Genomic DNA, 23,909 nt, shown 5'->3' with positions numbered 1-23,909 from the left:
ACCCTTTTTATTAATTTCTTGAAAATGTTGTATACAGAATCCTCTATCAACTCTGATCCAATGTATTAATGCATATAAAACATAACAGAAAACAGAAAATTTACCTTATAAAACACGGATATTTATGGAAGTAATTTATCAACCAAGATGCAATCGTTTGTTTCATTACGACTTGCTTTTACCTTATCAATAATCTTTTGAGCAACCTCTTTTTGACGGGAGCTAATATATTTGGAATCAACTGTTTTTTCTGCCTTCTCAAGATACGAGTTCAGCTTAGGAGTACAGTAATCATCAATCGCCAAAGCGTTTGTAGATGTCATTGCAATAAGACTTGAAAGCAGAGCAGTAGACAGGGAAAGCTTAGAGAACATAAGGTGTACCTAGGTAAAAGTCTAAATGGAAATATATTTTAAAAATTAGACCATAGGCCAACAGAAAGATAAACCTAAAGAGACCTTACTTACTTACTATTCTTCTGGAAGTTTAGAAAAAGGCATATCCCCCTTCTAAAAAACACATAGTGAAGTGACCACTTAAAGTTAAACATAAAAAAGCCAGTATGAACTTCATACTGGCTTTAAGCTTATACCTAGCAATCTAAGCTAGAACTGTAAATATTATTTAAAAACGCGTTTTCGAACATTTTCTAAACGTTTTAGAATAGCATCCAGACGTTCAGGTTTTACCATAAACTCTTGGAAACCTTTCATACCTTCTTGAGCCATACTTGGTTCGGTATCACGATCATAGAACTGAGCTGTACCAGAAGAATTATTTAGCATATCGACACCTTTATTCAAAAAGAAATTATCCGGTGCTTGCGCTTTTTTGTGCGGTGGTATCTGCAATAATGCGGCGTTTACCAAAGTTTGATTATCTGCACGAGCCATAAATTCTAAGAATTTACGTGCATCTTTTTTATTAACTGCCTTTGATGGGATATGAATAGTATCCATAGGTGCATCTTCAGCCATACCCACAGCAGGATCAATTTGTGGGAACTGGAAGAAGCCCATTTTGCCATCTAGCTCTTCAGGGAAGTTAGGCGTAATGAAGTTACCAATCAAATACATCGCCGCTTTGCCGTTGTACATGAATGGTTGCGCTTCCTGCCAAGAATACGAGGCATGATTATCTAGAAAATAATCTTTATCTACCAACTCTTTCCAGTGCTCAAATGTCTTACGTACACGAGCATCAGTATAAGGGATTTTGCCATCCATTAAGTCAATATGAAAATCCAAACCATTTGTACGCATATTCAAGTAATCAAACCAACCTGCTGCAGTCCACAAATACTTAGTACCAATTGCAATTGGAGCAATATCATTCGCTTTTAATTTAGCATTAACAGCTAAAAATTCATCCCATGTTTTAGGTTCAGAAAGACCTAGCTTATCAAAAATGTCTTTTCGATAATAAATCCCCCATTGATAATAGGTATAAGGTAACCCCCATTGTTTATCATCAATAGTCATTGCAGGTGTAGCGGACGGCATGTTTGCCTTAAGACCTTCTTTTTCCCAAATATCACTTACATCTTCAAATAAGCCACGGTCTACAAAGGTTTTCATGCGATTACCAGCATACCAAAATACAACATCTGGTGGGCTTGTAGATAACCAATTACGAATCGCCGTTTTATAACCTTCTTTATCATATAGGTTATATTTAACAGTAATATCGGGGTTCTCACTTTCGAATTTTTGAACAATTTCAGTAAATGCTTTCTTTGGCGCTGGATCAGCTTGATCCGAGTTGATCACCAAGGTTCCAGCATTAGCCATCGATATGGTCGCACTAGCAATAGCGCCAACCAATAATGATTGTAGTTTTTTCATTTAGACAAGTCCTCTTATTATTATTAAATGGAACAGAGTTTCAGTATTAAACAAATAACTCATATAATCAAGAACCGAAACTTAGTTTCAGTTTATTTTTTTATATGATTTCTTTGACCTTTCAATTTTTTCCAAATCGCCACTCCTGCTGTGGATATATTTTTACTACCGACAATCAATTCAGCGTCTTCTGGTTCAAAAGATATTGAGCGTGTACCGTAATTAAAAACAAAAATTACATCACCTCTCTCTCGAACCCGTATTCCATCAGGTAGATAGAGAGTAGATAAACCAGCCTTCTCAGCTAACTTTGCTAAACTGGCTTTTAACAAACTAGTATCTAAACAAGATCCAAGATAAAAATGACGTTCCGAGCCCATCAATACAGGATTGCCAGAATCGTCTTTTAATAAACAAGGCAAATCTGTACTAATTTGTTCATGCCAATATTTTAAATTCCCTTTGCCCCAACGACCAGATACTGCTGGTTGAGTGTGTTCAGGTAAGGCATCTACTCGCTCGACTTTTAAAGGCAATAAAGTGGATAACGGTCCCGGTGCAAGATTTTCAGGGATTTGATAGCTGTCTGTCTTACTTCCTGTTCTTGGGCCGGCTAATAAAATGCCTTTATAAGCATGAAGCCTATTCCCCAAGTCCGGTGAAATATGTGCTTGCGCAGGCAATACGAGCAATTCATACATATCCAATGGTGCATGGCTGGAAATGATGTCTACAGATAAACCTAACTCGCGCATAGCTTCATACATTCGGTAGCACCAGAAAAGATAACGATAGGCACGAGACTGAGGCTGAATATCCAGTGACCAACAGACATCGTAATCAAACATCAAGGCAACCTTTCCTGAACAAGGAAGAGACATCAGTTCATCTTTATCCATCCCCATTGCTGCTGATAACGTGTTAATTTCTTTGGCAACTTGTACGGCTTCTTGTGTGGCTTCAGCCTCCTTGGCATCGGGTCTCAACAAGCCAGCATGCATCTGCTCTTGCCCAAACGGAGCTTGGCGCCAACGAAAATAAGACACCATCTCAGCCCCATGAGAAAAAGCCTCCCAAGTCCACAAACGTACCGCGCCATCAGCTGGCGTCGGATTATGTGGCGCCCAATTCACAGGCCCTGGTTGTTGCTCCATAATCCATAAACGCCCTTTACCACAACCTCGATACAAATCATGGTGAAAAGCACCAAAGTCAGGATGACCGACACGTAAATAGGTCTGTTTTTCTTCGTTTGTATAAATGGATTCTTGATCTAGAAAACCTAATGGATAAGTGTCCCAACTCGCTACGTCTAAATCCTGACCGACTTTGTGGTGGTCAAATGCGGTGAAGAATCCCATATAGTTATGAACCAGATCACGGTCAGCGGAATATTTACGCAAAATATCGACCTGCAGTTTATTGAACGCAACCACTTGATCTGAACAACAGCGTTGGAAATCCAATCGATGAGAAGGGTTCGCTTCTGTCACGGTTAAATTAGGCAGTTCAATTTCGTCAAAGGATCGATAGTCCATGCTCCAAAAAACGTTCCCCCACGCTTTATTTAATGCAGCAACTGTTCCGTATTTATCTGATAGCCAAAGACGAAATGCCGTTAAATCCGTTTCTCCATAGCTTAAAATAGTATCGTGGCAGCCATATTCATTATCCGTTTGCCAAGACACTACCGCAGGATGCTGCCCATAACGTTCTGCCATGATGGTTACAATACGACGACACTCTTCACGATATTCAAGACTGGAGAAAGTGTAATGTCGACGAGATCCAAAACCACGTACACGACCTTGCTCATCTGTTGCCAACATAGAAGGATGACGATCCACCAGCCATTTTGGTGGTGTTGCCGTTGGCGTGCCTAAAATCACTTTCAAACCATGAGCATGAAGAATCTCTAACGACTCATCTAACCACTCCCAATCTAATTGATCTGGCTGCGGTTCTATTGTGCTCCAACTAAACTCACCAATCCGAACGTATTCAATACCAATGCGTTGCATATGTTGTGCATCTTCAACCCACCGATCTTTTGACCAATGCTCAGGGTAATAACAAACACCTAATTTCATCTTTTATGCTCCTGCAAACGATTGACTTGGTGCACCTGACACATCAACGTCAATAGCAACAACATGACCAGCGAGAGGTTGATTCACCAGATCATCTGCATTCGTAGCAACCGACGCAGAAGTGATAAACAAGGTTTTACCGTCTTTCCCACCCAACACACAACTCGTCGGTTTTGAGAAAGGCAATTCAATCGTTTGCAATACCTCACCTTCAGGGCTGTAACGTACAACGCGGGAGCCATTCCAGTGAGCATTCCAAAGGCACCCCTCTAAATCGATACAAGAGCCATCCGGCCCAACGCCTTCTTCAACTTCTAAAAAAGGCGTTTGACTGCGTACATCATAGAATTCAGGATAAGGAAAAGTGTGGATTCTTCGAGCCATAGAATCACCAAAATAAAATCGGCCTCGGATCTCATCCCAAGCCAAGGTATTAGCGATACCAACACCTTCTAGCATAAGCGTTTTCTGCCCATCAGAAGTAATTTTCCAAAGACGACCGGAAGCTGATTTTTCAGCATCGTCCATAGTGCCAACCCAAAGTGTTCCATTTGGGTCACACTTAGCATCGTTACTACGATTACCGACGACATCTGTGTCTAATTCACACAGGTTCTCTAATTCTCCAGTTGTTTTATCTAGATAAGCAACAGAGTCCGCTAACGCCACCAACAAACGGTCACCTTGTGTCGTAAACACGGCAGACACTTTTTGTGGCAAATTCCAATGCTGAGTTATATTTGTATCTTGATGCCAACACCAGACTTGGCAAGCAGGAATATCGACCCAATATAAAGCCTGTTCAGATTGGCTCCAGAACGGCCCTTCTGCTAATTGATGTCGCTGAACGCTTATTTTCTTCATATTTTTTCTCCTAAAGTATTAGAAGAGTTATTTTTATAAGCTTTCCACGCCATCATGAATGCCTGTGCATTCGCTTTGGTTGCTGCTACAGATTGGCCTTTTTTATACAAGGCAGAACCCAAACCAAAGCCACGAGCGCCCACATTTAAATAATCGGCAACATTTTCTGGTGTCACGCCACCCACAGGACACAACCAAGTATCAGCAGGAATAACCGCACCCAATGCTTTCACAACATTAATCGTTGGCAAGGCTTCCGCTGGAAACAACTTCACCGCATCAGCACCAGCATGCAAGGCTGCAAACGCTTCACTGGCGGTAAAAAAACCGGGCATAGCATACAAACCAGCTACTTTAGCGGCTTTTATCAATTCAGGGTCTGTATGAGGACTAACCATCAGGCCAGCTCCTGTCGCAACCAGCTCAGTGAGTTGCGCCATGGTCAAAACAGTTCCAGCGCCAATCAAAGCGTCATCACCAAAGGTTTCTTGTAATAATCGTATGCTGTCAAAAGGTTCTGGCGAGTTCAGTGGCACTTCAATCAAACGAAAACCTGCGTCAATCAAAACGCGAGCATGCTCAACTACTTCATCCTTTTCGACACCACGTAAAATGGCAACCATAGGAAATTCTTGCATTAACAAATCAAAAGAATGCTTCATATTATTTGGCTCCACTAGAAACAGCATCAGAGATAATTTGGCTATTTGCCAAGCGTTTTAAACCACGAATACTGGCGTCATTTGCGGATAGAAACTCAGACTTTAGATCACGAGATGACAGTGCCAATGCATAGCGTTCACTTAACTCTTGGCTGCCTATAATAATGACAGGGCTTTTCGGTATACTTAATGAAGACAAGACATCGTTTACATCGTGACCAATAACCACACCAGAGAGATAATCACGCACTTCATTTGAGGCTAATTCGCCACACACAAAACGACTACGCGCACTGAATAAATGGTGTAATATTCCACCCGCTTGCTTGCTGGCTAATACGCCCTTATTAAAAGCGTCTTCATTAAAAGCATCAGATTTTGGTAACCCTTTCACCAAGCTGGACTCATTGTTTAACTGAGCGAACAACTCTCCAGTAATAGAGGTCGAAAACTGTGACACTGTACCGTCTTTCACTTGAACCCATTTACAATGGGTACCAGGCAAACAGAAAACCGGATTATCGTCACTAGGATGTCGAGCTTCAAGCCAATCAATCGCCCCTAGCAACTGAGTTTCTTCACCACGCATGACATCTTGTAGCCCTGCAACACCCACGCCCTGCAACCCAGGAACAATGGCAATAGGATTAGGCAAAGAAGTTTTTAGCCAATAAAGATGTCTTGATAAATCACCTAACTGAATAGGACATTGCTGATAAGGAACTTCCTCCCAACCACCACGGCTACCCACCATGCCAGCCATATAAATGGGCAAATCAGGTGTTAACCAGTCGCCTAATAAATCGGACAATACCGCTTCAAATTCGCAGGTATCCAGTTCCAACATACCGCGATCATTGTCACGTTGAGCCTGTACTTGACCATTTTTATTAATCAAGAAGGCGCGCAAGTTGGTCGTTCCCCAATCAACAGCAATAAAATTAGCTTGATCCGCCGTAGCGCATAAAACAGAATTCGACGAGTTCATTATAATCGTCCTCCGTCAATAACTAGGCTTTGACCTGAAATCATGCGACTGTCATCAGAACCTAAAAACAAAACCAAATCTGCCACATCTTCTGGTTCAATTTTTTCTTTTAACGCCTGCTGAATCATCAACTCGGCTTCAGCCTCTGGCGTTAACCACAAACGTTTTTGTTTTTCCGTCATAACCCAACCGGGCAATACCGTATTAACACGAATTTTTTGTGGGCCAAGTTCTCGTGCCAAGCCTTTCGTTAAACCTGAAATACCAGCTTTTGCCGTCACATAACCAGGGTAACCTGCCAGCCCTAACATCCATGAGTTAGAACTCATATTGATGATGCTCCCGCCGCCAGCTTCCGCCATGGTGGGGGCAATCGCTTGCGCAGCAAAAAAGTGATGTTTCAAATTTACGGACATACATAAATCAAACTGCTCAGAGGTCATTTCTTGTAAGGTATGACGCTGATCATTTGCCGCATTATTCACCAGAATACGAATTGCACCCCATTCGGATATACGGCTATGGATGGTGTCTTTAAGCGTCTCGATTTGAGTCAAATCAATGAGATCAAAATGCACCTGACAACCTTGCTTATTTAGCGTTTCCATCAAGGTATTACCTGCCACTTGATCAATATCAAAGAAGCTGACTAAACAACCTTGCTGTGCTAATGCTCTGACTAACGCCTCACCAATTCCGGAAGCACCACCACTTACTAATGCATGTCGCCCGACCAAACTGGGATAAACCGTATTATTTTTATTATTTGTCATTTAATGAGACTCCCTACTCACTTTCGAACCACTGCTACCTACAAGGAAGTCCAAATCGGCACCTTGATCGGCCTGCATAACATGATCGATATAGAGTTTTGCGTAACCTCGATGGTATTCACTTTCTTCTGGTTGCCATGCTGCTTTACGACGTGTCATTTCTTCATCTGAAATATGCAAGTGCAAACCACGACCTTCAACATCCAGTGTAATTTCGTCGCCATTCTCTACTAAAGCCAAGGGTCCACCCATTGTCGATTCAGGCGCGACATGTAACACAACCGTACCAAATGCAGTGCCACTCATGCGCGCATCACTAATACGCACCATATCCGTGACACCGTGCTCTAGTAACTTGCTCGGTAGCGCCATATTGCCGACTTCTGGCATGCCGGGATAACCTTTCGGACCACAACCTTTCAACACCAGAATGGAGTCTTTATCAACATCCAGTTCAGCCGTATCAATACGTGCTTTATAATCTTCGATGTTTTCAAAGACGACTGCTTTGCCAGTATGCTGTAGCAATTCAGGGGTTGCTGCACTTGGCTTAATAATCGCGCCCTGTGGTGACAAATTACCGCGTAATACCGCAATACCAGCATTATCGCGTAGTGGTTTATCAAGAGGACGAATGACTTCTTCATTAAAACATTCCGCTCCTTGGGTTATTTCACCAAGACTGGCACCACAGACTGTGTTTGTTGTCATATCAAAAAGATGGCTCAAACGTTGAATCAGAGCAGGGAAACCACCAGCGTAATGGAAGTCCTCCATTAAGAATCGACCTGAAGGCATCAAATCGACTAAACAAGGGATTTTAGCTCCGATACGATCCCAATCGTCTAGGGTTAAATCGACGCCAACACGACCTGCAATCGCCAATAGATGCACCACAGCATTCGTCGAGCCACCAATGGCCGCATTCGCTCGAATGGCATTTTCAAACGCAGATTTGGTTAAAATATCCGAAGGTTTAAGGTCTTCTTTAACCATCTCAACGATACGTCCACCGGTAAGATGTGCCAACGCCTGACGACGTGCATCTACCGCAGGCAAAGTGCCGTTTTCTGGTAATGACATACCCAAGGCTTCAACCAAACAAGACATGGTCGATGCGGTACCCATTGTCATGCAAGTACCACGAGAACGAGACATACCAGATTCCGCACGCATGAACTCGTCTAAACTCATTTTACCGCCACGTACGGCCTCGCTGAACTTCCAAACATCAGTACCGGAACCAATGTCTTTACCACGATATTTACCATTTAACATAGGACCAGATGACACAACAATGGTCGGTAGATCAACCGAACAAGCGCCCATTAATTGAGCGGGTGTAGTTTTGTCGCAACCACCTAACAGCACCACACCATCCATGCCATAAGCACGCATGGATTCTTCCACATCCATGCTCATCAAATTGCGAAAAAGCATCGCTGTCGGTTTCATTTGAGTTTCCCCAAGTGACATAACAGGGAACTCTAATGGCACACCGCCCGCTTCCCACACACCACGTTTTACATACTCCGCCAACTCGCGAAGGTGTGAATTACAAGGGGTCAATTCACTCCAAGAATTACAAATACCAATGATTGGGCGACCATCAAAACTGTGGTCTGGCAGGCCTTGATTTTTCATCCAACTGCGGTGAATAAAACCATCTTTATCTAATTTTCCGTACCATTGTTGACTGCGTAATGGTTTTTTATTTTTATCTTCACTATTACTCATTTAGGTATTCTCCGCCGCGGCTACAGTTTGCTAACTACAGCTTGAACTGTTAATAAAATAAGGGATTCAGGATCTAAGATTGGCAATTGCAAGCCAAACTTACTCAAACTAGCACCATTTAAAATAAGAGGTTTCCCCCACCATTTAGGTAGAGCTTTCATAAGATGGTTAGGAAGCGGACTATGCTCTAACACTTCAATGCGATAGAGCTGGTTTGGTAATAAATCAGGTAAACGTATTGGCAAGGTCTGCGCCTGTTTTGGCATAGTAAGCTGGGTATAAACAGCGACACCTTTTAACTTGTCTTGGCTCAGGGCCCATTGTGTTTGAGCTCGACCATCAGCACTGGGTAAACGCCAATTGTTTCCTTCATGTAACACTTCACGACATGTCTTGTAATGAGACAGCCAACGAGCAATAATTACTTTTTGCTCTGCATTTGCAGTCAATAGATTCCACTCAATACCCAGATGACCTAGCATCGCCGTACCAGATCGAAAAGCCACATCGTGAATTCGGCTGGTAGTGTGACTTTGGTCAGGCCCAATATGCGACCCCATCACTTCTGGTGGAAAAAAATAACTAAAGCCTCTCTGAATACTCTGACGCTCCAATGCGTCATTGCAATCTGAAGCCCAAAAACGTTTGGTGAACTGTAAAATACCAAAATCGACTCGAGCACCGCCCGATGAGCAGCTTTCAATTTCCATATTAGGGAATGCTTGATTTAACTCCCCAAGTAATCGATACAATGCCTCTATTTGAGCATGAGCTTGTGGCGCAATATCGCTACTAGGTTGAGTGTAATCACGGTTCATATCCCACTTCACATAATCAATAGGATAATCATTAAAGAGAGAAAACAAACGCTCACGAATATATTGATAGGCTTCTGGTTTTGCTAAATTCAGCACCAGCTGATTGCGTCCTAAAACAGCTTTGTATTGTGGTAATTGCAACGCCCAATCTGGGTGGGCTCGGAAGAGGTCAGAATCAGGATTCACCATCTCAGGCTCAAACCAAAGACCAAATTCCATTCCTAACCCTTTCACATAATCAATCAAAGGCATCAGACCGTCAGGGTATTTGGCCTGATCGACAAACCAATCCCCTAATGCTGAAGTGTCATCATTACGACCACGAAACCAACCATCATCCAAAATATAACGTTCAACCCCTACGTCAGCCGCTTCTTTGGCCAATGCTTTTAACTGAACAACATCATGATCAAAATAAAATGCTTCCCATGTGTTCAAATGCACAGGACGAGGTTTCATTACCTGTAAACGCTGACGCGCTTCTTGATGAAAATACTGGCTCATCAAATTTAAGCCTGAACTGCTGTGGCTTGCCAAGAATGCAGGCGTTGATACACTCTCACCTTTTGATAAGACAACTTCACCGGGTAAATATAAAGCCTCGGCCTGTAAATAACGATGACCTTCTATGGTGTAATCTGCTTTCAGCCTATGATTACCACTCCAAGCCAGATGTACTCCGATAACCTCACCCAGCTGTTCACCAAAGTCTTTTTCACCCACAATAACGGACGGAAAATTTCCATGAGAGTTTCGTCCACTGCGGTTTTCTTGCAACCAAGTTGATTGCCAATCACTGTGCTCTTGCTGAAACTCCTGACACCATCGTCCATAAAAGCTCAGACGTTCTGTAAAATGGCTCATGACAGGCAAAGTGCAAGCTAAACGCTGAACCATCACATCGCCTTCACCTTGGTTCGTTAGTATTAGCTTTTGCTGCAACACACCAGAAGAGAGCAAACCGATTTCTAAAACTAATGACAAAGCGGCGACCTTATCATCTAAGTAAATAGAAAAGCCTAACGCCTGTTCTTCAACAGCCACCAATGACCAACAAGCAGACCAAACTGGACGATCTGTTGAACTGGCCTCCACTCCAGGCGATTGCAGCCAACCTCTGCCAGCTTCAGGAACCAAACTCATCGTCGCTGGCTGATCTAGCATCGCTTGTGGAATAGCCATTTGTTTAGCTAAATACAAATTTCCAAGTGATGTATTATCAGGTAACGCATCTCCCCAATACACAAGCTCTGGCGCCCCTTCTTGTGGGCATACCACCACCAAGGTTTTACCTTGCTGATCTTGTCGATAAAAGCTCACATGTGATTCATTTTTCATCATCGTTAACCTTTCGTCGCGCCCAGTGTTAGACCTGCAATGAAATGACGTTGCATAGCAAAAAATAGAATAACCGGAGGCAAAGCCGCTACAATCGAACCCGCTGCAATAAGTTGCCAAGACGCCAACCATTGACCTTTCAAAGCACTAATGCCTGCTGTAATTGGACGGACTTCATCACTTTGGACTAATACCAATGCCCAAAAATAGTCATTCCAAATAAAGGTAAAAATCAACACAGACAGAGCAGCTAAAGCAGGACGAACAAGAGGTAATACGATGTACCAGAAAATTTTCAATTCACTCACACCTTCGACTCTTGCTGCTTCAATCAATTCATCAGGTAAACCGATGATAAAATTCCGCATAAACAAGGTACAAAAGCCTGTTTGAAAAGCGATATGGAACAGAATGAGTCCCGAAGCCGTGTCATACAAGCCCATACCAATCGTTAGGTCTCGTACTGGAATCATCAGAATCTGGAAAGGAACGAAATTACCTGCAATAAAGGCAGCGAATAATGCCAAACTTCCGCGAAATTTGAATTTTGCCAATGCATAGCCAGCCAAGGTAGATAAAGCCACAGCACCAAATACAGCAGGTAGCGTAATTAAAATGGAGTTCAATAAGTACCGTAGCATGGGGGTTTCAGTAAACACCAAGGTGTAATTTTCAAACAACATCCATTCAGATGGAATACCCCAATAGTTACCAGCATTAATATCTGCAACGGAGCGAGCCGATGTCATTAAAACTGCAATTAGTGGCAATAACCAAAGGAACAAGGCAACCCAAATGGCAACCCGATAGGTCATATTAAATGGCAAAGATTTTTTTTCTATAGGTGTAGGAAACATTAGGCTTTCTCACTTTTCAGCATGCGCCACAAAAAGTAGGCAATATAAATATCCATAATCACGAACAAAACGGTTGCTATCGCAGCACCATAACCAGCTCGGTAGTTAAAGATAGATTGTTCGTACATGAAATAAGCCAACACACTTGAACTACCAAATGGTCCACCGCTGGTCATGGTTGCTACTAAGTCAAAACTACGTAACGCACCGATAACAGTAACCACAACGGCAATGAAGGTAGCTGGTCGCAACTGCGGGAGAATGACAAATCGGAGCATTTTCCAACCATGCGCACCGTCTAAACGCGCCGCTTCAATTTGGTCGGGACTGAGATTATTTAAACCCGTGAGGTACAAAATCATACAGTAGGCTATTTGTGGCCATAGACCTGCCACTATGATGCCAAATGTCACCCAATTTTCATCAGACAATACGGCGACAGGCTCCATTCCAAACAAGCCAATCGCCTTGTTAAAAAGACCAAAAGAAGGATCATAAAACCAAGAGAAAACTAGACCGACAACCACTTGAGAAAGGACAAAAGGAAAGAAAAACATTGATTTAACTAAACGTATACCCATAACCTTTTGGTTTAGAAAGAGCGCAATGGCCAAACCAATTGGTGGCGCTAGCATAAAGAAAACCATCCAATATAGGTTGTTTTTTAATGCAACCCAGAATTGATAATCATCAAAAAGTTCACGGTAGTTACTAAAACCTATAAAAGTTTTTTCACCGAGACCGTCCCACTCATAAAAGCTCAACCAGATACTTTGAAGAATAGGAAACATCACATAAACAGTAAATAAGACAACTGCAGGGGCGAGAAAAACCACTGGCATCCATTTTTGCTGCTTGCTATGCAAATTTTGCATGGCTCACGTACCTCTTTATTTTTATTATATTAATTAGTTTGGATCGTTAAATTCAGACAACGAATAAAATAATGGAATAAAGTTCCATTTTTTGCAATACTCAATTTAAATTATTATTTTGGCTCGCCACTCCTAACCAAAATAAAGAACCAAACATTAGATAGGAAAAGGATAAAGTCATGACCGACCCAGAAAACAAAAGTGGAGGATCATCATTAGATAAAGCTCTAAGTCTTTTACAACAAGTGTGCATGGCTTCCGTACCTTTGCGATTTGCTGACTTAGTAGAAAAAACGGATTTACCGAAAGCAACCGCCCACCGAACTTTAATGTCATTAATCGAGAAAGGGTTAATACGTTTTGATGAAACAACTCAACTTTATCATCCTGGTTACGGACTCTTAGAATTAGCCCATCAAGCCTGGTCTAAAATAGATGTCAGGGATATAGCTGCAGATCAAATGAAATACCTTTGGAGTGAAACAGGTGAAACCATTCACCTTGCAGTACTGGATCGAGGTGAAGTTATCTATATAGATAAATTAGAAAGTCAAAAGAGCTTACGCCTCTTCTCCGCTGTTGGTAAAAAAGGTCCAGCCTATTGTACTGGTGTCGGTAAAGCCATGATGGCTTTTTTAGATGATGAAGCCCTAGCAAAAGCATTAAAAGAACAATCTTTCTTCAAACACACAAGTACAACTATCACCAATAAAGAAGACATGATTCATGAACTTAATAAAATTCGCGAAAGCCGGATTTCATTAGACTTAGAGGAACATGAAGAAGGAATTCAATGTGCGGCTTCCGTCATTCTAAATCATAGAAACGAACCTATTGCTGCACTAAGCATCACAGCTCCAAAATTTAGAGTAGACGATTCACGCTTTCAACACTTTCAAGCATTAGTCAAAGAGGCTTGTGTGAAAGTATCCACCAGAATGGGGGCCATGGCCTCCGCTTGAGACTAGGAAAAATTATGGCAACAATAAAATTAACAAATGTCATCAAAAAATTTAATGAAATAGAAACAATCCATGGCGTCAATCTAGACCTAGAAGACGGAGAATTTGTTGTTTTTGTTGGCCCATCAGGATGTGGTAAATCAACGCTTCTTAGACTTATTGCAGGATTAGAAGACATCACCGATGGCACGTTAGAGATAAACGGTATCAATATGAATAATGTTGCCCCCGCTGATCGTGGTGTGGCGATGGTATTTCAATCCTATGCTCTTTACCCTCATATGACGGTAGAAGAAAACATGAGCTTTGGTTTACGTATGAATGGTGTTGCTCCTGAACAAATTAAAGAGCAAGTATCTAATGCTGCAAACATATTACAACTCAATGAGCTGCTTGATCGTAAACCTAAGCAACTATCTGGTGGTCAAAGACAAAGGGTGGCAATTGGCCGTGCAATTGTTCGTCAACCTGAAGTGTTTTTATTTGATGAACCACTTTCAAACTTAGATGCTGAATTACGTGTTGATATGCGCATTCAAATCGCAAAATTGCACAATAGATTAAAAGCATCCATGGTGTATGTTACCCATGACCAGGTAGAAGCGATGACATTAGCGGATAAAATCGTTGTTTTACGGGATGGAAGAATAGAACAAGTTGGTTCGCCATTAGAGCTTTATCACAACCCTGCCAATGAATTTGTTGCTGGTTTTATTGGCTCACCAAAAATGAACTTTATCGAAGGTAAAATCATCGATATCGACCATCAAAACTTAGCCGTTATTGAGGTTCATGGAGAACGTATCGAACTTCAACTAAATGGAGAAAGCGTCTCTCAAAATGAGATCGTAAAACTTGGCATTCGCCCTGAACATGTAAAAGAAAACCTTAAAGAAGCGGATATTACACTACCAATAATGATCGATGTTGCAGAGCATTTAGGTGGGCTAACGTATCTTTATGGTCAATTCGAAAACCATACATTAACCATTGAAGTAAGTGGCTCAAACCTAACCCGTCACGGTGAAAATGTTAAAGTCGGTATCAAAAAAGAAGATGTTTACTTATTCAACAAAAATGGCGCAGGCCTAGTGAATCGACCAGTACCTACTCGATAACCCCCAGATTAGGTTAATCATTATAGTTATCAAAAAGCCAGTGCTGGCTCAGCGCTGGCTTTCTCTTTGTTTCAACTACTTCAAAGATTTTATAACAACTGCAAAACCTCCACCTTTCTTACACATATCTCTGATACATTTTGAATAGTTTGCAATTACTATGTAAGTTTAAGATCTATAAAAATAACCAAAATAGGAGTTAGCTATGTTATCAGGAAGCTGTTTGTGCGGCGGTGTACAGTACGAGATACAAAGTGAACTAGGTGATATTATGCAATGTCATTGTCAGAATTGTCGTAAAGCAAACGGCGCGGCTTTTGCTGCGAATGCAGGCGTTCCGACAAAGGCATTCTCTTTGTTAAAAGGCGAAGAACTTATAACAGAATACGAATCAACACCCGGCGTCTTTCGTGTGTTTTGCCAACGATGCGCTTCGCCGCTTTACAGTCGCCGACCTAGCATGCCAGATATCCTTCGTCTAAGAATAGGCACGCTTGATACCAAGCTAGACAAAACACCTGCATTCCATATCTTTGTTGGTTCGAAGGCTGAATGGCACAACATCTGTGACGACATTCCTCAACATGAAGAATTCCCTGTCGCTTAATAGAATAAAGTAAAGATAAATCAGCTCGTAATGTATTCAATAGGTTATGAGCTGTCTTTTTAATGGTTCGATGGACCAACAAAAGTGGTAAATATAGCGGTAACTATAAGAATCGAAACACCAACACACTTCTCAATTAAAATAGACCCTTGAAGCTTTTCCGTATTATTTTTCTCTAATACTAACGGCACAAGATACCATTTATGATAGGTCGCAATAGCTAAAATTACGGCAACTAAAATAAGCTTAATTAATAACCAAAAACCATAATCTGATGAGAACCAACCTTTCCAGCCAGTTAAGGTATAACTCAACCACGCACCACAAAGAATTAATACCAATACCGCATAAGCAGCCAACTGACTAAAATAACTTAATACCTTATTTGAATCCTTTGCCGTCATAGTCTTAGAAGCCAACCATAAAGGGAATAATAATCCCAACCACCAAACAGAGATAAAAATATGGGTGAAGAAGATAATTTGATAGTACCAAGTCTGCCCTACTGAATGCCCTGCAAGGGAAAATGAATACAGCAAACTAGCGATGCTCGCTACGGATATACATAACGAAAAAACAGAGAATGGCCAAGATTTTTCTGTTCGTTCTTTACCTAAGACAGACAAGGCAAAAAGAACAAACGCATAAGCGATCAAATTAACCAACAAAACACTTCCTGCTGGAGACTCCCAATAAATAGCAGCCATATCAGGATCAAACATAGCCAACACACCTTCTTCCATTGTTGCGCCAACAAGAACGAAGAAATACCCAACCGACGCAAAAGCACCAACGATTACACCAGTCAAAACATACAATTTTACCTGACCTAGTAAAGCTGATTGGTGTCGCAACAAATGGAAGGAAAATAAGCCACCAACAACACTTAAAACGCCAAAGTACATCAACCATCGTGCCAGCAGTTGCGCAACTTCCCAATGTGTTAACGCCATAATGCTTCCTTATAATTCAAATAGACAGTCTATTTTGACTGCCTATTCTCTAGCACATCAAATCAATCAATTAGTGCTGCATAAAGCCGTACTTACCTTTAACAGTATGACCATCTTTACCTATAGCTCGCCATTCAACAAAGTAATTATCTGGTCTTAACTTGGGTAGCATAGCTTTAAAAACTTTTGTCTCTGGAGCGTTGCGGTCAAACTTAACTTCCATCTCTTTTCCAGCATAGTTTTCTACTTTTAAGCTTATAACCTTCATAGGTTTTTCGAAATGAAGTTCCACACGTTCAGCTTGTGACATCAACATATCCCCATCCCTTGGATAGGTTTCTGTTATCTTTCCATGAGCAAAAGCATTAACGGAAAAAATCAGAGATGAAGCTAAAAGAGCGCATTTAAACAGTGTCATAAGAACATCCTTTATCTAATATGAAATACGATTTTTTGTTATAACTTCCTATCTCACCTAAAAAAGAAAAAATCTTTTCTGCAAAGAAGCTTAATAAACGAGACGTATTCTATCTTTTTGCTAAAGAAGAGTGCAAGAAAGGGATCATTGCCCAATAAATCATGCGCTTTATTTATGCAAAATACTTTATTACCCCCATCCCTCAAAGAATCTTGTTTTCAAGGGTTTAATAAAAAACGAGAGAACCTTTTGTTCATTTTATTGCCTTAGTATCCACAGGTAAGACATGTCATAATTTATTTTAATAAAAAACATAAGCAACAAGAGAGATAAATTCCTATGAGCAAGCCATACAACGAACTAACCCCGATTGAAGCTGATGTCATTCTACATAAAGGCACAGAACGTCCATTTACAGGTGAATTCACAGACACTATGGAAGGTGGTTTATATGTTTGCCGCCAGTGCGATGCTCCACTTTATACGTCTGAGCATAAATTCGTCTCACATTGTGGTTGGCCAAGCTTTGATGATGAAATAAAAGGTGCAATAAAGCGTGTCCCTGATGCCGACGGTCATCGTATAGAGATTGTTTGTGCCAATTGCGAAGGCCATCTTGGGCATGTTTTTGAAGGGGAAAGACTAACGGAAAATAACATTCGTCACTGTGTTAACTCAATTTCAATGAAGTTTAAAAGCAATGAAATTTAAATGAGCATCTAACGTACTTATTTTATTAATAAGTACGTTAATACTCTTCAAAAAAATGAGCTTAATATTCTGAGTATTAGGAAGTAGGTTTTAAGATATTATTCAGATAAAGATTAAGGTGGCATCTCTACCAGCCGCACCTCGGCACACAAGTCCACCGCTGTGGCTGCTTCCTTCCGGATCTGACCAGATTAACGGTTTATCGTTGCGAGGGGACCAGCAGAGACACCATAAAGGAGGCCTGTGACCTTAGGGCGCAATTATACGCAGAGAAATTGAAATATCAACAAGCTTTTCTTACGTTTTTCAAATACTTAGTTTTTTCCTTATCCACGCCCTTCTCTACAACTCCTTTTTAACGATTCTCTTATTCGCAACGTCAAGCTGAATTTAGAAATAAGCACTTTGCGTTAGCAAGACATACATCATTTGCAGTAACATAGTCTTTATTCAGTGTCCTATTCTTTAGAATTAAGGATGTAAGTAATCATTAAGGTGTGACCAAAGTCGCGATACAAAAAGAAGGCATCAACATGAGTTTAAAAGAGTACGAAAATCTTTCTAAGGGCGACCGTTTAGCTTTGGACACAGTATTGGCTAATTTAAAAACAGACGATTCAGGTTTAATTGCCGCAATTGCTCAACAACATGATACTGGCGAAGTTTTAATGCTTGCTTACATGAATGAGAAATCCATTCGTGAATCTTTAGAAACAGGACAAGTTTGCTATTGGTCTCGTTCCCGCCAGACCTATTGGCGTAAAGGTGAAAGCTCTGGGCACAGACAATCATTAGTTTCTATGTCGTTTGATTGTGATGGTGATTGCATTCTTTTAAAAGTTGACCAGAAAGGCCCTGCTTGCCATACCAATCGTCGTGACTGTTTCTTCTTCACAGTTGATGGAAAAGAGGTCGTGATTAGCTCAGAGCCTTCTATTGAAAAATAAAAAAATAGCGCGCACAAAAACAGTGCAAACTAATTAAATTCATCTATATCTTGACACGATTCCTAGGCTATCTTTAAAGTTATAAATAATAATTATATACATATAATACATAATTATTACTAAGTGATATTTTTCTTTGAGTACTCTACAAAAAGAATGTTTCTTGTCAAAAAACAACAAGCATGAAAGTGTGGCTACAAGCCACCATTCATGAAAAGAACCTACATGTTTTTGGTACAAAAGTTGCTGTAGTTTAAAAGACGAATCAACTCCATTTCACTATACTGGATTTAAGTATGTTTAATTTTTCTGTACGCACAAAAATTCTCTCTCTTATTGCACTTTTTTCAATCGTTATTATTGGCATCAGTGTCAGCTCTGCATTCACTAGTAAATCTGTCTCTTCAGAGTTACAAAACCTCTCTTCTCAAAGCCTTCAACTAATGAAAAACCTAGAAAAAAGCCGTCAACTATTACTTCAACAATCCGTTGAATTTGAGCGAGGTTTCTTTCAGGTATCTATTGCAAAATCTATTGGTGGGTACGGTATAGAGCAAGTTGCTGAATCCGAAGAAAAATTCAAAACCTACACTGGAGAGCTGTTAACCAGTATAGAAAATGTCAAAGACATTTTAGCTACAATGCCAGCAAACAAAGGTTTAGACGGATTACTAGAACAAATTAATGCACTTGAAGAACAACAGGCAATTTTTCTAGAAGCCAGCACAGTAACTTACAGCTGGTGGGTAAAACTTAAAACGATGCAAGCGAACAGATCTCGACGTGCGGCGGATGAGAGTTTAATTGCAGTAAATCAACAGATGGAAGAAATCATCACTTCTATTGATGAATATAATAATAGTGTTGCAGCAAATCAAAACAGTAAATTAGACCAAACAATTTATACTAGCGGCTTTATTGCAACGGCACTTATTTTAGCTGGAATAGTGATCAGTATTCTCATCGTCAATGGCATCTGTGTCCCCTTGATTAAAGCAGTACGCAGAGCTGAAGAAATTGCGTCAGGCCAATTAGTGCAGTCTAAAGTAAGCAGCACTCGTAAAGATGAAATTGGCATGCTTGAAATAGCCATGGACAAACTTGTTATTCAATTAAGCAGCATTTTACATGACGTAGCAAAATCCAGCTCCATGCTCACTAACGCTGCTAATGACTTAAACCGAATAACAGATGAATCATCTAATATGGTAGATCGTCAACAAGAAGAGACGAGTCTAATCTCACATGCTATTCAAGAAATCCAAGGCACAGCGGTGCATGTATCTGAATCGACTGCTGATGCAAGTCAAGCCGCATACAATGCAGAAACAGCAGCGAATGAAGGCTCTGCCATTGTTGTCAAAACAATTAATAGTATTGAAGCGTTAGCTGCTGATATTGCCACATCAGCAGAAACCATTAATGAACTACAATCTAATACAGGTGAAATAAGTAACTTCTTAAATGTCATTCTCAGTATCGCAGACCAAACTAACCTTCTGGCTCTAAATGCTGCGATAGAAGCTGCCCGTGCAGGTGAGCATGGACGAGGATTCTCGGTAGTTGCAGACGAAGTGCGCCATTTAGCTAAAAACACCCAAGATGCGACACAAGAAATTGAAAAAATGATCACCCTATTACAAAACGGCACGAGCTCGGCAGTGAAGGCCATGACATCTAGCCATGAAAGATCAACTGATGCTGTAAACCAAGTTAAACACGAAGAGGAAGCGCTACGAAATATCAATGAATCCGTTTCTAAAATCCGAGATATGAACGACAGAATTTCAGCAACTGCAGAAGAGCAAGCGTCTGTTACTGCAGAAGTAAGTCGAAACATTTCTAACATTACTGATATTACGTCAAAGACAACAAATTCAATTCATAAGATCAGTAACTCTGCTGAACAGTTAGCGGCCCTGGCGACACAACTGTCTGCAAAAATCAGCTACTTCAATGTCTAAAACTGTTAGATAGACCTACAGAAAAAACATTCTTTAAAGTAGAATAAAAAGGGAAGCTGATCAGCTTCCCTTTTTTGTCACTAGGAGAAATACATGTGTCGTTGGATGGCCTATCAAGGTGATTCTGTTTATCTTGAGTCTTTATTGTTCGAGCAAGAACATTCATTAGTTCATCAAAGTTTAAGTGCCAAAAAATCAGAAGTAACAGTAAACGCAGACGGCTTTGGTCTTGGCTGGTATGACGAAAGGGAAGAACCAGGTTTGTATCATGAAATCTTACCTGCTTGGAGCGACTGTAACCTTAAAAGTTTAGCAAGACATATTAAAAGCGGCCTCTTCTTTGCTCATGTAAGAGCATCAACAGGTACAGCAACTAACCGCTCAAACTGCCATCCATTTAGCTATAAAAACTGGCTATTTATGCATAACGGTCAAATCGGCGGCTATGAATCTTTACGCTGGCAATTGGATCGATTAATCCCAGAAGACTTGTATAGTGAACGTCACGGTGCAACGGATTCTGAAGTGATTTTCTTATTGATGATTGCGAACGGGTTAGAAGAGAACCCCGAACTTGCAATATCTACGACTCTGACACAAATTTTGGATCTGATGAAAGAGAAAGACATCACTGAGCCATTACGCTTTACCTCGGTTGTATCTGATGGAAAAGAAATGATCGCGATTCGTTTTTCAAGTGATGATCGTGCGCCAAGCCTTTATTACAAAGAGTTTGATGATCATATTGTGGTTGGCTCTGAACCTTTAGATTTTTCCCATAAAGAATGGAATTTAATTCCAGCTGGTCATATCGCTAAAATTAAAAACCAGACGTATGAAATTGTCCCCTTACCTGAGACATTGAGAATGAGCGCCTAAGTCTTACCAAGAAACCATTAAATAATACTAGGTTCTCTCTCTGAAAGAATAAAGAAGGAAATGGCGCTGACAAGAATAAATTGCCTTTCATCTTAGAATTAACTGTTACATTAAAAAATCAGCATAACCAAGTATTACTATCCTGACCGCTTTAGTTTTTGAGAAAAACCGATTTCGTTTTACTCATCAGCATCTATCACCGATAATTACGCCAAATCATGTGTTTGCAATAATCTAACTTGATAGATTATTGCAAACAACCTGCCCAATCAGTGGACCCCAAATTCAATGGAAATCAAAGTTAATTTTCTCGACAACCTCAGACTTGAAGCCAAGTTTGACGATTTCACCGTCACCGCGGATCAACCGATTCGCTACAAAGGCGACGGTTCGGCGCCAAGTCCATTTGATTATTTTTTAGCGTCATCGGCCTTGTGTGCGGCGTATTTTGTGAAGGTTTATTGCAAAGCCCGTGATATCCCGACAGACAACATCCGTCTTTCGCAAAATAACATTGTCGATCCAGAAGACCGTTACAATCAAATTTTTCAGATTCAAGTGGAGCTTCCAGACGATATTTCAGACAAAGATCGCCAAGGTATTTTACGCTCTATTGATCGTTGTACAGTAAAAAAAATCGTGCAAACAGGCCCAGAATTTAAAATTGAAACCGTTGAAAATCTAGACTCAGACGCCAATGCCATGCTGATGGGGCAATCCGATACATCAAACACTTTTATACTGGGTAAAGATCTACCAGTAGAGCAAACCATTGCCAATATGACTGGCATGTTGGCCGATCTTGGAATGAAAATTGAAATATCATCATGGCGTAACATAGTACCGAACGTCTGGTCTCTGCATATTCGTGACGCAGCCTCGCCAATGTGTTTTACCAATGGTAAAGGCGCATCAAAAGAAAGCGCGTTATGTTCAGCTCTTGGGGAATTTATTGAGCGCTTGAACAATAACTTTTTCTACAATGATCAATTCTTTGGCACCGACATCGCCAACAGTGAGTTTGTCCATTATCCCAATGAAAAATGGTTTGCGTTGACAGAAGATGATGCTTTACCAATCGGTATTTTAGATGACTATTGCTTAGGTATTTATAACCCAGACGATGAATTGTTCGGTTCACATTTAATCGACACCAATTCAGGCAATAAAGAACGTGGTATTTGTACAATCCCTTATACTCGCCAATCCGATGGCGAAACCGTTTATATTCCATCAAATCTGATCGAAAACCTCTTTTTAAGCAATGGCATGAGCGCGGGGAATAACCTACAAGAAGCCCATGTACAGTGTTTGTCAGAAATATTCGAACGCGCTGTGAAACGCGAAATCATCGAAGAAGAAATTGTCTTACCCGATGTGCCAATGCACGTACTGGAAAAATACCCTAGCATTCTTGCTGGCATTAAGGGTTTAGAAGAGCAAGGTTTTCCTATCGTCGTGAAAGATGCGTCCCTCGGTGGCCAATTCCCTGTCATGTGCGTCACCTTAATGAACCCAAAAACCGGCGGCGTATTCGCCTCTTTTGGTGCGCACCCAAGTCTTGAAGTTGCACTAGAACGCAGCCTAACGGAATTACTACAAGGTCGTAGTTTCGAGGGCTTAAACGATGTACCAAAACCAACCTTTAACAGCATGGCGGTTAGCGAACCTGAAAACTTCGTAGAGCATTTCATTGATTCAACAGGTGTTATTTCATGGCGATTCTTTAGTGATAAGCACGACTATGAATTCTGTGAATGGGATTTTTCTGGCACCAGTGAAGAAGAAGCAAACAGCTTATTTGGTATCTTAAAAGACTTAGAAAAAGAAGTGTACGTTGCTGAATTTACGGATTTAGGCGCCTCAGCCTGCCGTATTCTAGTGCCGGACTATTCCGAAATTTACCCAGTTGAAGACCTAGTGTGGGACAACACTAATAAAGCCTTAGATTATCGCGAAGACATCTTGAATCTACACGCTTTAAACGACAAACAACTGGCCATGTTAGTTAGTCGTTTAGAAGAAAGCCAACTCGATAATTACACAGACATCCCGACGCTAATCGGCATTGTGTTTGATGACAATACTGTGTGGGGACAACTCACTATTATGGAACTCAAAATCCTAATTTATTTAGCTCTCGGTGCACACGAAGACGCTTTGGAATTAGTCGCAGAGTTTCTACAGTTCAACGACAACACGGTTCAACGCGGCCTTTTCTATCAAGCCATAAATGCCGTACTAGAAGTCACTTTAGATGAAGAACTAGAACTGGGTGACTTCATTAACAACTTCAACCGTATGTTTGGTAAAGACCTCATGGAAAATGTCGTAGGCTCCGTCACGGGCGATGTACGTTTTTACGGCTTAACCAAAACCAGCATGCAACTTGAAGGCATCGAACCGCACTTACGATTGATAGAAAGCTACAAAAAACTGCATCAAGCTCGTAAAGAAAACGCGGAGAAATAAGAAAAGGGAATTGAAGAAGAAAAATCACGCAC

Annotated in this window: 21 protein-coding genes and 1 other RNA gene; 8 read left to right on the top strand and 14 right to left on the bottom strand. The window is 40.9% G+C overall.

What is annotated here, in order from left to right:
• Positions 1-122: 122 nt before the first annotated feature.
• The 11 genes from AC0L3Y_RS13745 to AC0L3Y_RS13695 form a co-directional block, all read right to left on the bottom strand.
• On the bottom strand, positions 123-374 hold the full coding sequence (locus AC0L3Y_RS13745) for a hypothetical protein (RefSeq protein ID WP_473464736.1): 252 nt from the start codon (positions 372-374) through the stop codon (positions 123-125).
• A 246-nt stretch (positions 375-620) separates the two neighbouring features.
• The gene (locus tag AC0L3Y_RS13740; protein ID WP_473464731.1) at positions 621-1,844 is read right to left on the bottom strand and encodes an ABC transporter substrate-binding protein; all 1,224 of its coding nucleotides are present in this window, start codon (positions 1,842-1,844) and stop codon (positions 621-623) included.
• Between the two features lie 92 nt (positions 1,845-1,936).
• The gene (locus tag AC0L3Y_RS13735; protein ID WP_473464727.1) at positions 1,937-3,934 is read right to left on the bottom strand and encodes a beta-galactosidase; all 1,998 of its coding nucleotides are present in this window, start codon (positions 3,932-3,934) and stop codon (positions 1,937-1,939) included.
• Between the two features lie 3 nt (positions 3,935-3,937).
• Positions 3,938-4,798 carry an SMP-30/gluconolactonase/LRE family protein gene (locus tag AC0L3Y_RS13730; RefSeq protein ID WP_473464721.1) on the bottom strand — a complete coding sequence of 287 codons (861 nt, stop codon included), beginning with the start codon at positions 4,796-4,798 and terminating at the stop codon, positions 3,938-3,940.
• A complete protein-coding gene (locus tag AC0L3Y_RS13725) occupies positions 4,795-5,460 on the bottom strand; it encodes a 2-dehydro-3-deoxy-6-phosphogalactonate aldolase (protein ID WP_473464716.1) in 666 nt (221 codons plus the stop codon). The genes AC0L3Y_RS13730 and AC0L3Y_RS13725 overlap by 4 nt, the downstream gene beginning before the upstream one ends.
• 1 nt (position 5,461) lies before the next feature.
• Positions 5,462-6,448 carry a 2-dehydro-3-deoxygalactonokinase gene (locus AC0L3Y_RS13720; protein ID WP_473464713.1) on the bottom strand — a complete coding sequence of 329 codons (987 nt, stop codon included), beginning with the start codon at positions 6,446-6,448 and terminating at the stop codon, positions 5,462-5,464.
• Positions 6,448-7,221: an SDR family NAD(P)-dependent oxidoreductase gene (locus tag AC0L3Y_RS13715; RefSeq protein ID WP_473464706.1), complete on the bottom strand. Its 774-nt coding sequence runs from the start codon at positions 7,219-7,221 to the stop codon at positions 6,448-6,450. Before AC0L3Y_RS13715 ends, AC0L3Y_RS13720 begins: the two co-directional genes overlap by 1 nt.
• Entirely contained in the window at positions 7,222-8,958 is a 1,737-nt protein-coding gene (locus AC0L3Y_RS13710; RefSeq protein WP_473464702.1) for an IlvD/Edd family dehydratase, read from the bottom strand.
• A 20-nt stretch (positions 8,959-8,978) separates the two neighbouring features.
• The gene (locus tag AC0L3Y_RS13705; RefSeq protein ID WP_473464696.1) at positions 8,979-11,117 is read right to left on the bottom strand and encodes an alpha-galactosidase; all 2,139 of its coding nucleotides are present in this window, start codon (positions 11,115-11,117) and stop codon (positions 8,979-8,981) included.
• A 2-nt stretch (positions 11,118-11,119) separates the two neighbouring features.
• Positions 11,120-11,971: a carbohydrate ABC transporter permease gene (locus AC0L3Y_RS13700; protein WP_191595373.1), complete on the bottom strand. Its 852-nt coding sequence runs from the start codon at positions 11,969-11,971 to the stop codon at positions 11,120-11,122.
• A complete protein-coding gene (locus AC0L3Y_RS13695) occupies positions 11,971-12,846 on the bottom strand; it encodes a carbohydrate ABC transporter permease (RefSeq protein WP_191595372.1) in 876 nt (291 codons plus the stop codon). The genes AC0L3Y_RS13700 and AC0L3Y_RS13695 overlap by 1 nt, the downstream gene beginning before the upstream one ends.
• Before the next feature lie 179 nt (positions 12,847-13,025).
• On the opposite strand from AC0L3Y_RS13695, the gene AC0L3Y_RS13690 reads away from it, so the two are divergent.
• The 3 genes from AC0L3Y_RS13690 (at position 13,026) to AC0L3Y_RS13680 (ending at position 15,533) form a co-directional block, all read left to right on the top strand.
• A complete protein-coding gene (locus AC0L3Y_RS13690; RefSeq protein ID WP_473464685.1) occupies positions 13,026-13,808 on the top strand; it encodes an IclR family transcriptional regulator in 783 nt (260 codons plus the stop codon).
• Between the two features lie 14 nt (positions 13,809-13,822).
• Entirely contained in the window at positions 13,823-14,926 is a 1,104-nt protein-coding gene (locus AC0L3Y_RS13685) for an ABC transporter ATP-binding protein (RefSeq protein WP_473464680.1), read from the top strand.
• A gap of 205 nt (positions 14,927-15,131) precedes the next feature.
• A complete protein-coding gene (locus AC0L3Y_RS13680; RefSeq protein WP_473464677.1) occupies positions 15,132-15,533 on the top strand; it encodes a GFA family protein in 402 nt (133 codons plus the stop codon).
• Between the two features lie 59 nt (positions 15,534-15,592).
• On the opposite strand, the gene AC0L3Y_RS13675 is transcribed toward AC0L3Y_RS13680, so the two are convergent.
• Positions 15,593-16,486 (bottom strand): copper resistance D family protein, encoded by an 894-nt coding sequence (locus AC0L3Y_RS13675; protein ID WP_473464675.1) that lies wholly within the window; start codon positions 16,484-16,486, stop codon positions 15,593-15,595.
• Positions 16,487-16,556: 70 nt separating this feature from the next.
• Complete coding sequence (locus AC0L3Y_RS13670) at positions 16,557-16,904, bottom strand: copper resistance CopC family protein (protein ID WP_473464672.1); 348 nt, start codon at positions 16,902-16,904, stop codon at positions 16,557-16,559.
• Positions 16,905-17,243: 339 nt separating this feature from the next.
• Here AC0L3Y_RS13670 and AC0L3Y_RS13665 point away from each other — a divergent pair, with 339 nt between their 5' ends.
• Positions 17,244-17,615, top strand: coding sequence for a methionine-R-sulfoxide reductase (locus AC0L3Y_RS13665; RefSeq protein WP_473464667.1), 372 nt, complete (start codon positions 17,244-17,246; stop codon positions 17,613-17,615).
• A gap of 125 nt (positions 17,616-17,740) precedes the next feature.
• On the opposite strand, the gene ffs is transcribed toward AC0L3Y_RS13665, so the two are convergent.
• An RNA gene (gene ffs / locus AC0L3Y_RS13660) (signal recognition particle sRNA small type) lies at positions 17,741-17,837 on the bottom strand.
• A 311-nt stretch (positions 17,838-18,148) separates the two neighbouring features.
• On the opposite strand from ffs, the gene hisI reads away from it, so the two are divergent.
• The 4 genes from hisI (at position 18,149) to AC0L3Y_RS13640 (ending at position 23,877) form a co-directional block, all read left to right on the top strand.
• Positions 18,149-18,562: a phosphoribosyl-AMP cyclohydrolase gene (gene hisI, locus AC0L3Y_RS13655; RefSeq protein WP_473464662.1), complete on the top strand. Its 414-nt coding sequence runs from the start codon at positions 18,149-18,151 to the stop codon at positions 18,560-18,562.
• Between the two features lie 296 nt (positions 18,563-18,858).
• Positions 18,859-20,526, top strand: a complete 1,668-nt coding sequence (locus tag AC0L3Y_RS13650) for a methyl-accepting chemotaxis protein (protein WP_473464656.1) — start codon at positions 18,859-18,861, stop codon at positions 20,524-20,526.
• 93 nt (positions 20,527-20,619) lie between these two features.
• Entirely contained in the window at positions 20,620-21,405 is a 786-nt protein-coding gene (locus AC0L3Y_RS13645) for a class II glutamine amidotransferase (RefSeq protein WP_473464652.1), read from the top strand.
• Between the two features lie 288 nt (positions 21,406-21,693).
• Positions 21,694-23,877, top strand: a complete 2,184-nt coding sequence (locus AC0L3Y_RS13640) for an OsmC domain/YcaO domain-containing protein (RefSeq protein WP_473464648.1) — start codon at positions 21,694-21,696, stop codon at positions 23,875-23,877.
• Positions 23,878-23,909 lie beyond the last annotated feature (32 nt).

The organism is Marinomonas sp. GJ51-14, assembly GCF_055808695.1.
The sequence above is the reverse complement of the archived record's forward strand: the minus strand, read 5'-3'. Positions and strand labels throughout refer to the sequence as shown.